The organism is Streptomyces viridosporus (genome assembly GCF_002078235.1).
Classification (GTDB): domain Bacteria; phylum Actinomycetota; class Actinomycetes; order Streptomycetales; family Streptomycetaceae; genus Streptomyces; species Streptomyces viridosporus.
Genome location: NZ_MSGP01000094.1, coordinates 1 through 14,298, shown reverse-complemented (window position 1 = coordinate 14,298; position 14,298 = coordinate 1). Strand labels below are relative to the sequence as shown.

Annotated in this window: 11 protein-coding genes and 7 pseudogenes; 8 read left to right on the top strand and 10 right to left on the bottom strand. The window is 67.2% G+C overall.

From position 1 onward, the window contains the following. Positions 1–573 (bottom strand): annotated as a pseudogene (locus B7L92_RS06750) (IS701 family transposase); the annotation flags it as partial. A gap of 212 nt (positions 574–785) precedes the next feature. Between B7L92_RS06750 and B7L92_RS06745 the strand changes: the two are divergent. Continuing rightward, complete coding sequence (locus tag B7L92_RS06745; protein WP_081236547.1) at positions 786–1,193, top strand: type II toxin-antitoxin system PemK/MazF family toxin; 408 nt, start codon at positions 786–788, stop codon at positions 1,191–1,193. 146 nt (positions 1,194–1,339) lie between these two features. On the opposite strand, the gene B7L92_RS06740 is transcribed toward B7L92_RS06745, so the two are convergent. After that, the gene (locus B7L92_RS06740; protein WP_081236546.1) at positions 1,340–1,981 is read right to left on the bottom strand and encodes a TetR/AcrR family transcriptional regulator; all 642 of its coding nucleotides are present in this window, start codon (positions 1,979–1,981) and stop codon (positions 1,340–1,342) included. Between the two features lie 121 nt (positions 1,982–2,102). On the opposite strand from B7L92_RS06740, the gene B7L92_RS06735 reads away from it, so the two are divergent. The 5 genes and pseudogenes from B7L92_RS06735 to B7L92_RS06715 all read left to right on the top strand — a co-directional run bounded on the left by B7L92_RS06735 (position 2,103) and on the right by B7L92_RS06715 (position 8,658). After that, positions 2,103–2,492 (top strand): hypothetical protein, encoded by a 390-nt coding sequence (locus B7L92_RS06735; protein WP_081236550.1) that lies wholly within the window; start codon positions 2,103–2,105, stop codon positions 2,490–2,492. Positions 2,493–2,661: 169 nt separating this feature from the next. Continuing rightward, positions 2,662–3,015 (top strand): annotated as a pseudogene (locus B7L92_RS06730) (helix-turn-helix domain-containing protein); the annotation flags it as partial. Positions 3,016–3,491: 476 nt separating this feature from the next. Then, complete coding sequence (locus B7L92_RS06725; protein WP_081236545.1) at positions 3,492–4,733, top strand: IS110 family RNA-guided transposase; 1,242 nt, start codon at positions 3,492–3,494, stop codon at positions 4,731–4,733. A gap of 53 nt (positions 4,734–4,786) precedes the next feature. Then, positions 4,787–5,323, top strand: a complete 537-nt coding sequence (locus tag B7L92_RS06720; protein ID WP_081236549.1) for a DUF4240 domain-containing protein — start codon at positions 4,787–4,789, stop codon at positions 5,321–5,323. Positions 5,324–5,832: 509 nt separating this feature from the next. Then, positions 5,833–8,658 carry an AfsR/SARP family transcriptional regulator gene (locus B7L92_RS06715; protein WP_255310790.1) on the top strand — a complete coding sequence of 942 codons (2,826 nt, stop codon included), beginning with the start codon at positions 5,833–5,835 and terminating at the stop codon, positions 8,656–8,658. 182 nt (positions 8,659–8,840) lie between these two features. On the opposite strand, the pseudogene B7L92_RS42045 reads toward B7L92_RS06715, so the two are convergent. From B7L92_RS42045 to B7L92_RS06705, 4 genes and pseudogenes are all read right to left on the bottom strand, one after another. After that, positions 8,841–8,999 (bottom strand): annotated as a pseudogene (locus tag B7L92_RS42045) (IS110 family transposase); the annotation flags it as partial. A 19-nt stretch (positions 9,000–9,018) separates the two neighbouring features. Next, a pseudogene (locus B7L92_RS42040) lies at positions 9,019–9,129 on the bottom strand (IS6 family transposase); the annotation flags it as partial. Positions 9,130–9,135: 6 nt separating this feature from the next. Next, positions 9,136–9,609: a hypothetical protein gene (locus tag B7L92_RS06710; RefSeq protein ID WP_081236544.1), complete on the bottom strand. Its 474-nt coding sequence runs from the start codon at positions 9,607–9,609 to the stop codon at positions 9,136–9,138. Positions 9,610–9,615: 6 nt separating this feature from the next. Continuing rightward, positions 9,616–10,689, bottom strand: a complete 1,074-nt coding sequence (locus B7L92_RS06705) for a DUF11 domain-containing protein (protein ID WP_159461003.1) — start codon at positions 10,687–10,689, stop codon at positions 9,616–9,618. 271 nt (positions 10,690–10,960) lie between these two features. Here B7L92_RS06705 and B7L92_RS42035 point away from each other — a divergent pair, with 271 nt between their 5' ends. After that, positions 10,961–11,098, top strand: coding sequence for a hypothetical protein (locus B7L92_RS42035; protein WP_255310789.1), 138 nt, complete (start codon positions 10,961–10,963; stop codon positions 11,096–11,098). A 47-nt stretch (positions 11,099–11,145) separates the two neighbouring features. Here B7L92_RS42035 and B7L92_RS42030 read toward each other — a convergent pair. The 3 genes and pseudogenes from B7L92_RS42030 to B7L92_RS06690 all read right to left on the bottom strand — a co-directional run. Then, positions 11,146–11,319 (bottom strand): annotated as a pseudogene (locus B7L92_RS42030) (helix-turn-helix domain-containing protein); the annotation flags it as partial. 133 nt (positions 11,320–11,452) lie between these two features. Continuing rightward, on the bottom strand, positions 11,453–12,175 hold the full coding sequence (locus B7L92_RS06695; protein ID WP_255310788.1) for a hypothetical protein: 723 nt from the start codon (positions 12,173–12,175) through the stop codon (positions 11,453–11,455). Positions 12,176–12,262: 87 nt separating this feature from the next. Then, positions 12,263–12,982: a hypothetical protein gene (locus tag B7L92_RS06690; RefSeq protein WP_081236541.1), complete on the bottom strand. Its 720-nt coding sequence runs from the start codon at positions 12,980–12,982 to the stop codon at positions 12,263–12,265. Between the two features lie 262 nt (positions 12,983–13,244). Between B7L92_RS06690 and B7L92_RS06685 the strand changes: the two are divergent. After that, positions 13,245–13,678 (top strand): annotated as a pseudogene (locus B7L92_RS06685) (P-loop NTPase family protein). Between the two features lie 56 nt (positions 13,679–13,734). Here the strand turns inward: B7L92_RS06685 and B7L92_RS06680 are convergent. Beyond that, positions 13,735–14,298, bottom strand: a pseudogene (locus tag B7L92_RS06680) (IS6 family transposase); the annotation flags it as partial.

Genomic DNA, 14,298 nt, shown 5'->3' with positions numbered 1-14,298 from the left:
TCGGGTTGCCGCTGTAGACCTCGTCGCCCGCGGCCCAGCCCACGCGGTGTCCGGCGTCAAGGAACCGGCCGATCATGTGGGCGGCCGGCTCCGGCTTGGTCGCGAAGACGACGTCCTCGCCCGGACCGCTGCCCGGCAGCGGTCCGGGTCGCACGTCCACGAGCGCGGGATGTACGGCTCACGGTCCACCGCCGCGTGTCCGCGGCGGCCTGCGTAGACGAGGTAGACGGTGACCTGGGCGTTTTCGATCCTCCCGGCGGTGCCGGTGTACTGGCGCTGGACACCCACGGTGTGCATGCCCTTCTTCACGTCTCCGGTCTCGTCGACCACCAGCACCGCATCCTCGCCGTGCAGATGTTCCAGCGCGTACTCGCGCACGTCATCGCGCACGATGTCGGCATCTCACTTGGCCCGGCCGAGCAGGTGCTGTATGCCGTCCGGCGTGGCCTGTCCGGTCCACTCGGCGATGCTCCAGCAGTTCTTGCGCGGCAGGTCCGACAGCACTCCCAGCACCGGTTCCCGTACCCGACGCCGGGGTTCGACCCGCGCGAACCGGACCGCTATCCGAGACATCAGGGCCTCGAACCCATCCTGCCAGCGGGCAGGGTCTACGCTGCGACCTGCGGCCACCGTATGATCGTTTGTCTTCACACACCGATGATCACCGGTGGCCGCGCCCGTCTTCACCATCCCTCGGTCACGACGTGCGAAGACGGGGCCGCATCTCTTCCGCGTCCCGCTCGGGGCGCGCAGCGTTCGCCCGCCGACTGATGCCAGGAGGACACATGCAACGCGGTGAAGTCTGGTGGGTCGACTTCGACGAGCGACGCCCGGTCGTGCTGCTATCGGACGAGGAGTCATCCGGGTTCCAGGCGATGCAGGTCGTCGCTCCAGCGGGCGTCGACATCAGCGGCCTCGGCGTTGAAGTGGCCGTAGGCATCCTGGAAGGACTGCCCTTCGAAGGCGTGCTGCGGTTCGCGTTCCCGCGTCCAGGCTTTACTCCTTGCACATGGCTGACCACCGTGGCCCGGGACGACCTGATCGAGCGGGCAGGCGTGTTGTCCTCCGCGAAGCTCAGCGAGGTTGGAAAGGCCCTCCATACCGCTGGACAGAGGAGGGAGTGGACCCCGATGACGGCTGCCAGACTCCACGAGGTCAAAGATGCCCGCCGTTTCGGAGGACTCGACGAGTAGCGGACGCCTCTACAGCCCACCCCCATCTCCACGATGGCCGACGACGGCCCCCTCTCCGCCCCGCTCCAGCAACAAGATCACGATATACGGCTGGAGTACTACTGACTTCGGCGTTTCGGGGTCAGGGCGGGCACCGAGCTCCGCAGTCACTTTGAACCGCATGACTCAGAAGCGTCCGCATCGTCATCGACGTGGGCCATACCGGATGCCAGGGCGCAGGCGGCATCGGCGAAGTACTGCTCGTCGGCACCGGGGGCGAGGCCGAGGATGACGCCCTGGCTGAGGCCGACGAACAGTGCCCTGAGCGCGACGGCCAAGCGCCGCGCCTGATGCGGCCTCACGACGCTCCCCTCGTGTGATCTTCCGGCGAACAACGCGACCAGGTGGCTCTCCTGTGCCCGGACGGACGCGGCGAGCCGGGACCCTAGTTCTGGGTCGTGCAGGGCCATGTCCAGCAAGGTGACCTGCAGCGACAGGCCGGACAACGCGTCGGAGGCGTCACAGCTACGCCGGTAATACCGGGCAACGGCGTCGACCGCTTCCAGCAGATCCAGTCCAGCGGGAACAGCCTGCTCGATCTCTTCGTAGTGCGGCCGCAGGTAGTCGGTGACCAGGGCGACCACCAAGCCGTTCTTGCTGCCGAACAGGGAGTAGACGGCGCCGGTGGTCAGGCCGGCCTGTTCGGCGATCTCCTCGAGCCTGGCGCGGTGCCCGGCTCGGGAGACGACCTCGAACGCAGCCTCCAACAGGGCGCGGCGGTTGCGTTCCTTCGTTTCCGCTCTCGTCATTCTCATAATCTCATTATTCTAGTAATCGAGTTATGTCCTTCGGAGTCAGGACAGGCAGCGGGGAGGAATGCTCGTGACCCAGGCCCAGACCCAGGCCACCGTGACGGCAGCGACCTACCGGATGGTAGGGATCGTCGCCGACGGCGTCGTCAAGGTGCTGCTCGGTGCAGCCTTCGTCATCGGCGCAACCCGGCTCGGCGACCTGCTCGGCGTGCCCGCCTGGTTGATGATCGCCTCCGGCGTGGCCCTGCTCATCGGCGGCGGGATCGAGATCAGGTATGTGCGCAGCCGCCCGATGCGCACCTACACGCGGCTCATGATCGCCTACGACAGTGGCTGGGTGCTGACGGCGCTTGCCGGCCTACTGATGGCACGGCGGGGCAGCAGCGCCGGGGGTGAGGTGTGGATGGGGTATCAGACGGCCGCGCCCATCGCGTTCGCTGCACTGCTGGTGGCCGCCACCTCGATACGGACGACTTCGGACGCCCGTGCAAAGGACTCCGCACACTGACATCGGGCTGCTGCTCCCCGGCCGCCCGTCAGGGAGCACGCGGCACTCCCGCCCCGCAGAGCGGGCCGCGCACGAGCGCAGACAGCGTACAAGCACAGATACCGACTTTCGGCGTTTCGGGATCTGGATCTGTGCCGGGACCGGTGACGCCGGCTGGTACGCCGGAGGCATGCGGTATCCGGACGGAGGCGGGCTGACCGCCGAACAGCGCAGGCGCCGCGAAGAGGTACGGATGCGGGCCGCCGACCTCTTCGAGGAGGGCAGGAAAGTCCCGCGCATCGCCCGAGAGTTACGGGTGAGTGAGAAGCCGGTCTACCAGTGGCGCCGTAGCTGGAGGACGGGCGGACGCGAGACGCTGCGTTCTAAGGGCCCCTCCGGCTACGACTGCCGCCTCGGCCCACACCTGCAGGCCAAGCTTGCGACGTGGCTGGAGGAGGGACCGGCCGCGCACGGCTGGACGGACGACCAGGTGTGGACCGCCGCGAGGGTGCGCACGCTGATCGGGCGGAAGTTCCACGTCTCCTAATCCGTGGGTACGGACGGTCTGCCGGATCGGGAACACGGACGAGCCGTTCGAGAACGCCGGGACCGTGGCGTCTGGTTCCATCCAGGCTCCCGAAACCTTTCCGTGGATCGGTGGGCGGTCCCGGCTCTGATAGTGGTGGCGGTCGCATGGGCGGCGGACGGACGCCTACACGTCTCCGGGCTTCGACGCCTAGCTGTAGACCGTGCGGCGTCCGGTGCCCTCGCGACCACCACCACCGTCAACACCGCCAGCTTGATCACTCGTTGGAGTTGGTGGTGCGAGCCCCCGCACGGTGACCTCTTGAAAAACCCGAGCCGGTCCGAGCTCCCGAGCAGACCGAGGCCCGTGAGGTGCGCTGGTGCCACGAACACGGCTGATGAGGTCCGGTGGCTGAGTCCTGGGATTAGGTCGCTGCGTGGCCCGCATGCGCTCGTGACCAGCGCAAACACCCACGCCAATGGGGAGGGAACAACTTGATCTACTGCGGCATCGACTGGGCCGAACGCCACCACGACGCCGCTCTCGTCGACGACACCGGCGAGCTGCTCGCCAAACGCCGTATCACCGACGGCGCTGCCGGCTACCAACTGCTGACGGACCTGCTCGCCGAGTACGGCGACACGGAAGACGCCCCGATCCCGATCGCGCTCGAGACCTCCCGCGGCCTGCTGGTCGCCGTGCTGCGGACCGGCAAGCGCCAGGTCTTCGCGATCAACCCGATGGCCGCCGCCCGCTACCGTGACCGCCACTCCGTCTCCCGCAAGAAGTCCGACCCCGGCGACGCCCTGGTCCTGGCGAACATCCTCCGCACCCACATGCACGCCCACCGGCCCCTGCCGCAGGACAGCGACCTGGCCCGCGCCGTCGCCGTCCTCGCCCGCGCCCAGCAGGACGCCACGTGGAACCGGCAGCAGAACTCCAACCAGCTCCGATCTCTGCTGCGCGAGTACTACCCGTCCGCCCCGGACGCCTTCGCCACCTGGCGGAACGGCCTCTGCCGGCCCGAGGCGCGCGAACTGCTCAGGCTCGCTCCCACGCCCTCCCAGGCCGCGCGGCTGAGCCGGACGCAGATCCAGGCGGCGCTCAAGCGGGCCGGCCGCAAGCGGGGCATCGAGGCCGAGGCCGACCGGATCCGCGAGGTATTCCGCGCCGAGTGGGCCCACCAGCCCCAGCTGGTGGAGGACGCGCTCGGCAAGCAGATGCTCGCCCTCCTCATCCAGCTCGACGCTGCCTGCACGGCCGCCGACGACCTCGCGAAGGCGGTGGAGGAGGTTTTCCCTCAGCACCCGGACGCGGAGATCATCCTCAGCTTTCCCGGCCCCGGCGTCCAGCTCGGTGCCCGGGTGCTGGCCGAGATCGGCGACGACCGGAGCCGTTTCGCCGACGCCCGCGGCCTGAAGGCTTATGCCGGCGCTTCGCCGATCACCAGGGCCTCCGGCAAGAAGTCGAGCATCATCCGGCGCAGGGTGAAGAACGACCGGCTCAACCATGCCGGCTATCTGTGGGCCTTCGCGGCCCCCAACGGATCACCCGGGGCCAAGGCCCTCTACCGGCGCCGACGTGACGTCCACGGAGACTGGCACGCGGCCGCCCTGCGTAACCTCTTCAACCGGATGCTCGGCCAGCTCTATCGCTGCCTCCAGGAGCACACGCCCTTCGATGAACTGGTCGCGTTTCCGACTCCGAGCCTGGAGGCGGAGAAGGCGGCAGCCTGATCTCCCACGGTCGAGAACTCCTTCTGTCAGTACGAGATGGCATGCTCCCCGCCATGAACAAGGAGCAGTTCTGGGAACTCATCGCGGCGGCCCGCGACCGGGCGATCACCCCACACGACAGCGCAGCGGTCGCCCGCGAAGCGACCGCGCTGCTGGCCGCCCGGCCGGCTGAGGAGATTGTCGCCGCTGAGCAGGTGCTGTGGGACCTGATGGTTGAGTCCTACACCAATCGTCTGTGGGCCGCCGCCTACATCGCCAACGGTGGGTGCTCCGACGACGGCTTCGACTACTTCCGCGGCTGGCTGATCGCTCAGGGGCGTGAGGTCTTCGAGCGCGTCGTCGCTGATCCTGACGCCCTGGCGAGTCTGCCCACAGTCCAAGCCGCCGCAGCCGCCGGCACCGACCTGGAGGGCGAAGACATGCTGGTCATCGCCTGGAACGCGCACATCACGGCGATCGGTGATCAGCTTCCACCGGACGCACCCACCATCCGCTACCCGCAGCTGGACCCTGTCTGGTACTTCGACTTTTCGGACTCAGACGAGATGGCTCGCCGCCTGCCGCGTCTGGCTGCTCTCTACCTGGAGTGAGTCGCGGCGGATTCGCACTCATCGAGAAGCTCTCTGAGTGGTCACTGTTCGAATACCGCAGCCGGCGCCTTGACGAGTTAGCACCATGAGGTGTCTCTCGGCCGCTACTTGACACCACAACGGCATGGGATGTCTGACCAGCAAAAATCAACGGATCACGTTCGGTTGAGAGACGGCTTCTCAGCTTGAGCTTTAACCTCGCCGTTCGAACACGACCTTCCGCCGTGCCGACTGGGCATTTTCATCCGATTCGATCCCGCTATGGGCGCGTTGATCGCGTCTGAAAGCGCCGATCAGAGGTGTTCGAATCTGCTGGGTTAAATCTCAAGCTCAGTCTTTGTCCATGGATTGCACTGGTCCGCAAGCAATTGCAAATGACAGCCACCTGCCTCCGCACGGGCCCCCAGACACTTGCAGTCACACCGTGCTGTGACGGCCGTCGGGAAACCTTCGGAAAAGCTTGAATCGGGCTTGGGCCCCTGGTCAGCGGTGGATAAAACTGGGGCGACGTGCTCACGACCAGGGCTGGGGGCGGGATGGCTGTGCGATTTAAGGTTCTTGGCGTCGTTGAGGCGTGGGCCGACGGCGTGTCAGTGGATGTGGGCCATGCGCGGCAGCGGCAAGTGCTGGGGGCACTGCTGGTGGACGTCGACCGCGTGGTGCCGACGGATGTGCTGGTGGAGCGGGTGTGGGGAGAGTTGATGCTGCGGCGGGGCCGGGGGGCACTGTACGGGTATGTGTCCCGGTTGCGGCAGGCGCTGACCTCAGTGGGGGTGGACATCGTGCGGGAACAGGGCGGCTACCGGCTCGTGGTGGAGGCGGAAGCGGTGGATCTGTACCAATTCCGTGGCCTGGCAGACCAGGCCAAGGGGGCGGGTGCGGAGGAGCGGGCGGTGGCGTTGTGGGAGGAAGCTCTGGGGCTGTGGCGAGGGGAGGCGTTCGCCGGGGCGGACACTCCATGGTTCAACGCCCAGCGTGCTCTTCTGGACGCGGAGCGGCTGGCTGCACAGTTGGATCTGGCAGAGGTACGACTGCAGTTAGGGCAGCACCCCCGGATACTGGCTGAATGCTCGGCGCGCGCGGAGGCCTATCCGCTGGATGAGCGGGTGGCCGGCCAGTTCATGCTGGCGCTGTACCGATGCGGGCGGCAGGCCGAGGCACTGGAGTGCTACGAGCGTGTCCGGCACGGCTTGGCCGAGGAAATGGGAGTCGATCCCGGCCAAGCACTGCAGCACCTGCACCAGCAGATCCTCACCGCGGACACGGCACTGGCCGCCCCTACCGATACCGTCGCCCTGACGGAGCCGATATCAACAGTGGTGCCGCGTCAGCTGCCCGCGTCGCCGCCAGTATTCGCCGGCAGGAGCCAGGAGCTCGAGCAGCTCACCGATGCCCTCGACAACCGGACCGGGCGGAGCACCGCCGTAGTGATCTCAGCGTTCGGCGGGGTCGGCAAGAGCTGGCTGGCCGTGCGGTGGGCACACGAAAACCTGGGACGCTTCCCCGATGGACAGTTGTATGTGAACCTGCGCGGCTTCGCCCCGTCCGCGGAGCCTTTGCCCGCCTCAGTCGCCGTTTGCGGTTTCCTCGATGCCTTGGGTGTCGCCCCTGACGCCATCCCAAAGGATCCACAGGCGCAGTCCGGGCTCTACCGCAGCCTGCTCGCCGACAGGCGCACGTTGATCGTGCTGGACGACGCCTACGATGCCGATCAGGTCCGCCCCCTGCTGCCGGGAAGCCCTTCCTGCGCGGTATTGGTCACCAGTCGTAACCGTCTTACTGCCCTGGTCACCACCCACGGTGCCAGTCCTCTCATGCTCGACGTCTTCCAGGAAGCCGAGGCTCGCGAGCTGCTCACCCGTCATCTCGGCGTGCACCGGGTGGTCGCCGAACCCGAGGCGGTCGCCGCCCTGCTGGAGTACTGTGCGGGCCTCCCTCTCGCCCTGGGCATCGTGGCTGCCCGCGCCGCCACCCACCCCGCTTTGCCGCTCGCTGTGCTGGCCCAGGAACTGGGCGAGGCGGCCAACCGTCTCGACGCATTGGATGCCGGCGATATGACCGTCAACCTGCGTGCGGTCTTTTCCACCTCTCACCGCGCTCTCACCCCGCCGGCCAGGCGCTTGTTCCTCCTGCTGGGGCTGGCGCCGGGCCCGGACATCAGCCTGGCCGCCGCCGCGAGCCTGGCCGCACTCGCCCCGGCTCGGGCTCGCGTACTCCTGGCCGAACTGGAGTCCGCCCATCTGATTCAGCAGCACCGCCCAGGTCGATACCAGATGCACGACCTCGTCCGTCTGTTCGCCACCGAACTCAGCTGCCCCGAGCAGGACACCGCCGCTGCCCTGACCCGGCTGGTCGACTTCTACCTGCATACCGCCTTCATCGCCAACCAGCTGTTCGACGGGCCGCATACTCCCTTCCAGCCGGAACTGGCCTCCCCCGCCCCTGGCTGCACACCGCTCCCACTGGCGGATGCAGCAGCAGCGCTGGAGTGGTTTACCACCGAACACCGCTGCCTACTGACCGCCCAGAGCCTCGCCCTGGCCCAGGGATGGCATGCCCAGGTATGGCAACTGGCCTGGACCCTGATCTCCTACCACCTGAGCGGTCACCACTTGCGGGACTATTTCGCCGTCTGGCGCACCGCCCTCACCTCCGCCGAGAAAGACGGCGCCACCCCCGCCCCCGAGGCTCTCGCCCACTGGCGACTGGGGCACGCCCACGCGCAGACCGGAGAACACGCCAAAGCCCTCGCCCACCTGCACCGCGCTCTTACCCTGTCCGAAAAGACCGGTGACATCGCCGCCCAGGCGCACATCTGCCGCACCCTCGGCCGGGCCTGGGAGCAGCATGGAGACGACCAGCGCGCCCTCGACCACGCCATCCGCGCCCTGCACCTATACCAGAGGCTCGACAACCCCATCTGGCAGGCCAACCAACTCAACGCAGTCGGCTGGATGCATGCCCAACTCGGCCTGTACCCCGAAGCCCGGACCCACTGCGAACAGGCACTCGCGCTCTTCCGCACGTACGGCCGTCCTGGCGACGAGGCATCAACCCTCGACAGCTTGGGTTACATCGCTCACCACACCGGCCATCACACCCACGCCCTGGACCACTACCAGCAGGCGTTGGCATTCTTCCGGGACTTCGGCAACACCCACGACGAGGCCGACACCCTCGCCAACCTGGGCGACACGCACCACGCCATGAACCACCCCGATCAGGCCCGAGAAGCGTGGCAGCAAGCGCTCGCTCTCTACGAGACCCAGCACCGGACGGCACAGATCCAACGCCTGAAGAACCGCTTGGCACTCCGCCCGACCTCGTGGAAATAGCGTGGAAAGGGCACTGATGCCCCTATGGATGTCAAGTAGCGGTTGCGGCACGTGCGGGGCTCGGAGTGGCGATGAGCCGGTAGACCTCCCGTGCGATGTAGCGCTTGAGGCAGCGGATGACTTATCGGCGCGTCTTGCCCTCGGCAAGGCGTCGCTGCAGGTAGTTCCGGGTGCGGTCATCACGAGCGGGCCCAGGCGACGAGTTGATGGTATCCCTGCGCGGTCGCCGGGAAGCTCCGGCCGTCCAGGGCGGCACCGAGCATGGTGATGACAGCCGCGGCGTGAACGTCCTTGTGAGTGTCCACGTCGAGCAGGACCTCCTCAGCGGCGTCGGCCGGGATGTGACACGGGGCATTCGATGGCGGTCAGGAGGTGCCGCCGGGGCCGGAAGTGGGGTGAGATGCCGCTGAACGCGGCCAGGAATCTTTGTGCGGCGCCGACGGAGCGGAAGCCCCTCATGGCGCGTTCCCGTTAAGGTCATCGCTGCGTCAGATCAGCGATCGCGTCGAGCGTCCACGCGTCCAGGGCCCGGACGGCTTCGAGCGGTGGCGGGCTATGCCGGGCGGCGTTCTGCTCGGTGTCGTATTGCTGCCACAGCATCTCTGACTGCTCGACGCCATTCGCTGACGAGAGTGGGGCGTCGAGGCATGATGCCCGCACGCGCTCGATCTCGGCTTTACCTGCGGCCCAGTCCACGGTGCGCTCCGATTTATGATCCGGGTCGGTCGCGTATCCGTTCTCGATGGTTCTGAGTGCAGCCCTGAGGTCGATGACCGCATCGACGCAGGTCCTCGACCGCTCGCGCTCCTGAGCCTGCCGGTCCATCCTGATCGGGACCCAGAACGCCACCAGGCCAACCACAAGGCTGATCACGGCGACAACGAAGTTCAGGTTCTCCAGCAGCGACTTCCATTTGGAGTTTGCTGCGCTGCCGGTTTCCTCGTCAGCCACGGCAGGTCACCCACACCTCTTCTCGACGAGAATGGCTGACTTGACCGACTTTGTACCGTTCTCTGTTCTCGCCATGGCCGTGCTTTTCGTGCTGGTGAGCCCGCAGTCCACGTCTTCCGCGTCGGGAAGGACAGCCGTGAACTTCAAATATGCGCCCCCGCCCGGGACGTAGGAACCAAGATTGAAGCCGTCTTCTGTGACTCCGTCCCCGACCTTCGTCCACTTGCCGTCAGTGCGCGACGTTGAGACGTTGGTGCTGCCGGACACATACCGGAATGAGGCGGACAGCTCACTACGCAACACCACGTTGTCCTGTTGCGTGGTGCCGGTGTTGCGGTAGTGCATCTTGAACGTGACGCGCGTCCCCGCCTCGAATCGAAGGCCGCTCGTGCCCGTCTCTCCTGCACGCGAAACAGCCTGGCTGATCACGAAGTTGGGCTGGTCGGCAACGAAGCGGAACTGCACCCGCCCCTCGCACTGGCGCGCCCCAGTGAGAACACCGTCCTGCGCCGAGCAGCCGATGAGTGTTCCTGCCTCGGAGAACAGTTCCTCCGTCGGCAGGGTTACGCCCTTGGGTGCCGCCTCGGTATAGACGCGAGCGGAGTCAGGGACGATACGTACGGCCACCGGCGAGTCCGCCGGGGCCGCCAGCGCCAGCGACTGCCACAACAGCGCGGGCTCGGCGTTGTCGGACTGAAGGAACGCGGAGATGAGTTCACGGCCCTTCACCGTCGCAGGCAGTGTCGCGCGCACCCGGGTACCGGTACTCGCCCCTGCCTGGGTGCCGGGGGCGACGTCGTTGCGGAAGAAGACTGTCGCCTCGTAGGTCTGGCCCGGCTGCAACGCGACGTCACCGCCCACATGCCGCTGACCAGTGGCGACTTCGGTGACGGACAAGAAGGTCCGCTCGTCCCCGTGCCGAGGATTGTCGGTCACCGAGTTCAGCGTTGCGCGGTCAGGACGGCCGGCCTCGGTGAAAGTCGGTCGGTCCGGGCCCCACCCAGCGGTCACGCTGCCGAGGTCGAGGCCCTTCCCGCTGTCATTGCCCGTGTTCCCCGTATCGCAGGCGCTCGTGGTCACGAGTACTAGAAGGGTGATCATCGCCCAGATGCGGCTGTCGCCTGCCAACCGGTGTGGAGCCCCCGCGACAGCCAAGTGGTTCCGTATCCTTCGCACACCCATCCGCCCCCCCCCCGTCGGCCATCCGCCACGGACGTCGTCCCGTGCAGCGTCATAACCGATGCATGAGATATACCCCGAAGGCGGTAATTCCGTCAGGCGTCTTTCTGAAGTGGTTGCTTACTGAGGTTTCTGGCTTGGTGTCGGGTGGCGGTCGCTACACGGTGGTGGGGTGAGGCAGGGTGTGGGCGCGGTGGCGTACTACAGGGTGATCGGCAGCGAGATCATCGGCTGGGAGATAGCCTGCGGGATGCAGGCGGGGGCGGTGTGGCCCGCCTGGACGCAGCTCAGGGTGAGGAGCTGGAGGTAGCCGAGGGAGACCGGGCGTCCTGGAAGCTTGTCGGTTGCCTGTTCGAAGCGCTGGAGTGTGGCGGGCTTGATGCCGAGGTGACCGGCGGCGTCGTGGAGGTCGAGTCCTGCGGCTTCGCGGGCTTCCCGGAGGGTTTCGGCGTTGTTGTGCCAGACCTGCGGCGCGGTCTCGGTGGTGTCCCGGGCGACGGCTGCGCGGGCCGTGGCGAGGGCGGTCCGGATTCGGTCTGGACGGGATCCGAGCAGGAACCGGGCGAGCCGGGCAGCGTGCTGCGATCACCGCTCCTTCGTGCAGGGCCATCACCGTCCCAGCGAAACCGCATACGCGGCCATGGCAACTGCTGCTCACTCGCGCCTAGGGTGTCGTGCCCGGTGGTTGCAGGATCGGGTTCCAGGCGAACCAGTCCAGGTTCCCGGCACCCAGTTCCCACGGAGCCTCCAGCAGCAGTTTCCGGGTTCTTTCAAGGTCCGCGGTGACGGGAGCAGGAGCGAGGCCGATACGAGCCATCAAGTCGTCCCACGCGTGCAGGAACTCCTCGTCCTCGCCACGCAGCCGGCGCATCGCCGTTTCCACGCAGGCAGGCCACTTCGGCATACCGTAGTGGTCGTCGTGGGTCCCGATCTGTGGAGCACCGGCGAAGACGAGGAAGTCGTCAGGCGGCAGTCTCTTCTCGAAGTGCCTGAACATGTCGATGCGCTGTTTCACGTGTTTCTTGATCTCTCCGAGGAATCCCCAGCCGAAGTCCGTCAGGGTCCCCTCGCATCCCGGCCAAACCGTGTCTCGGTCCAGGACCAGATCCTCCAGCGCATAGAGACGGAACTGGTCGTCGGAGCCCAGGACGTCGAATGCCTGCCGGGTGAGCCAGGTGTTGCGGGCGAACGTCGTTCCGTCGTGCAATGCCTTGCGTCGGCTGGTCGGCCGGGAAGCGTGCGCGTCCTCAATCGGGCCGTTGCGCCACACGGACAGGACGAGCCCGTGGGCCGCTGCCCACCGCAGTCCGTCCTCCGTTGCGAAGACGCCCATCTCCTCAAGGCGCTGCCGTGCCCAGTCCAGCGCGTCCTGGATGTCCTCGCCCACCGGCTGCCTCTCCCCCATGACTCCCCGCTCCCCCTCTTTCCTTCGGGGTTCCTGTCCATCTGCGTGACGCAGCACCTGTAGGAAAAGTCAGGTCGTACGCGGCCTCGCCGACACCTTGGTGTCGCCTTCTGCGACAGCCATGGCGTCCGCCAGGTCGCTCTCAGACGGACCGGACCGCTGGAAGGCTGCGCCGAGCGCGCGTAGTTCGGCACGGCGGGCCAGCATGAGTTCCTCCGGCCCGCGCAGGGCGGTGTCCAGGAGCCACACCCCGCGGCGGAATGGCTGGAAGCCGATGTTCTCCCACAGCGCGGCAATCTTCTTCTTCGCCTGGCGGCGATAGGCCTCGGTGACCTCCTCGCGGTCTTCAGGGTACTCGCCCATACCGGGGAACACCGCTACCGCGCAGCAGCCCCCGGACAGGCGGCGGATCGCCTCGCCAGCCAGGGCCGGGCCCAGCCCGAAGCCCCTCCACGCCTTGTCGAGGCTGACACGGTCGAGGATCAACAGGTCACCGACGGGATGTGTGACCGCCTTCTCGAACACGGGGCTGTAGCCCGTGCGTCCGGATCGGCCAAGGACGGCGGAGACGATGACCTCAAGGTCGCCGGATTCGGCGTCCGCCGCCTCCCACCGGTTGTCGCCGGTGTAGTCACGCAGCCTCCACAGGATGAGGTGCCCGACCTCGGTGCCCGCAGCCGGAGCGCGGCTGTCCCTGTCCTCTTCGTCTTCCCACTCCTCGTCTCCCGCCGTCCCGTAGGTGACCGCGACATGCCAGGATTCCAAGGTGTCCTCGTAGTCGTACGGCACTGCGGGGTGTCCGTGACCGTAGTGAAGGTGGAGACGGGCGGGGTCGCCCGGGAGTTCACTGACCGGCCGCTTGGGCCTCGCTGATGTCATGGCAGAGAGACTAGGAGCGGGCGCTGACCTCCCACCGAGAAACGGTAGAAACGAGACCGTGGACGTGAGTTGCCCCCCATTGGGCTGAGTACCTCCATGGGCACGGCCCGTACCCGTGACCTCGCCGAAGCGCATCCGCGGTTTGCCTGCAGGCCAGTAGCGTGACCGGGTGATGGCGGGAAGCGAAGTCACCCGGCTCATCGTCGTTCGAGGCAACTCGGCGTCCGGCAAGTCCTGCGTGGCAGCGAAGATCCGTGACCGGTTCGGCCGCGGCCTGGCCTTGGTCGGCCAGGACAACCTGAGACGGACCGTGCTGCGGGAGCATGACGTCCCCGGCGGCGCCAACATCGGACTGGTCGAGACCGTCGCCCGCTACGCACTGGACGCCGACTACCCCGTCGTGGTCAAGGACATCCTGTACGGCGACATGCTCACGGGCCTGGTCGCCGACTGCCGGGGCATCTCCCGCTGCTACTACCTCGACATCCCCTCGAGGAAACACTGACCCGGCACGCCTCGAAGGCCGATGCCGACTACCTGGCCCCCGTCACCGAACGGCACCTGCGCAACCGGTACCGCGAGCACGGGCGTTGTCAGGTTGAGTGAGTACTTGGGGATGCGCGCGGTTTCGGGACGGGGCTGGCCGTGATGGTGACGGTGGTTCAGGTTGCGGCGGGTCGGCCTGTGGTTCCGGTGATCTGGTCCCAGACGGCGAAGCGGACGGTCATCTCGGTGCGGTATCCGGGTGCGGTATCCGGGTGCGGTCATCAGGTGGCGGCGTGGCCGGAAGTGGGGTGAGATGCCGCTGAACGCGACCGGGAACCGCTGCGCGGCACCCATCGAGCGGAAGCCTTTCATGGCGCGCTCGCGCTGCCGGGTGGGCTGGTGGCTGTTCTCGGCCCGGTTGTTCAGCCCCTGGTGGGAGCGGTGCTCGACCGAGGGCATCACCTCGCGGTGCGCCGCACCGTAGGAGCGGAGCTTGCCGGTGACCACCACCCGCGGCACCGACCGGGTCTTCTTCATCAGCTTCCGGAAGAAGCGCCTGGCCGCGGCCGTGTCCCGCTTGCTCTGGACGAGGATGTCGAGCACGTTGCCGTCGGCGTCGACCGCGCGCCACAGGTACCGCTGCCGGCCCTGGATCTTGACGAAGACCTCGTCGATATGCCGTTTGTCGCCCGGCTTCGGGCGGCGCCGGCGCAGCGCGTTGGCGTAGGCGGGGCCGAACC

Bases quoted from the DNA above. Each gene is read 5' to 3' on its own strand.
- B7L92_RS06745 (WP_081236547.1), top strand. From the start codon at position 786: ATGCAACGCGGTGAAGTCTGGTGGGTCGACTTCGACGAGCGACGCCCG.
- B7L92_RS06740 (WP_081236546.1), bottom strand. From the start codon at position 1,981: ATGACGAGAGCGGAAACGAAGGAACGCAACCGCCGCGCCCTGTTGGAG.
- B7L92_RS06735 (WP_081236550.1), top strand. From the start codon at position 2,103: ATGGTAGGGATCGTCGCCGACGGCGTCGTCAAGGTGCTGCTCGGTGCA.
- B7L92_RS06720 (WP_081236549.1), top strand. From the start codon at position 4,787: ATGAACAAGGAGCAGTTCTGGGAACTCATCGCGGCGGCCCGCGACCGG.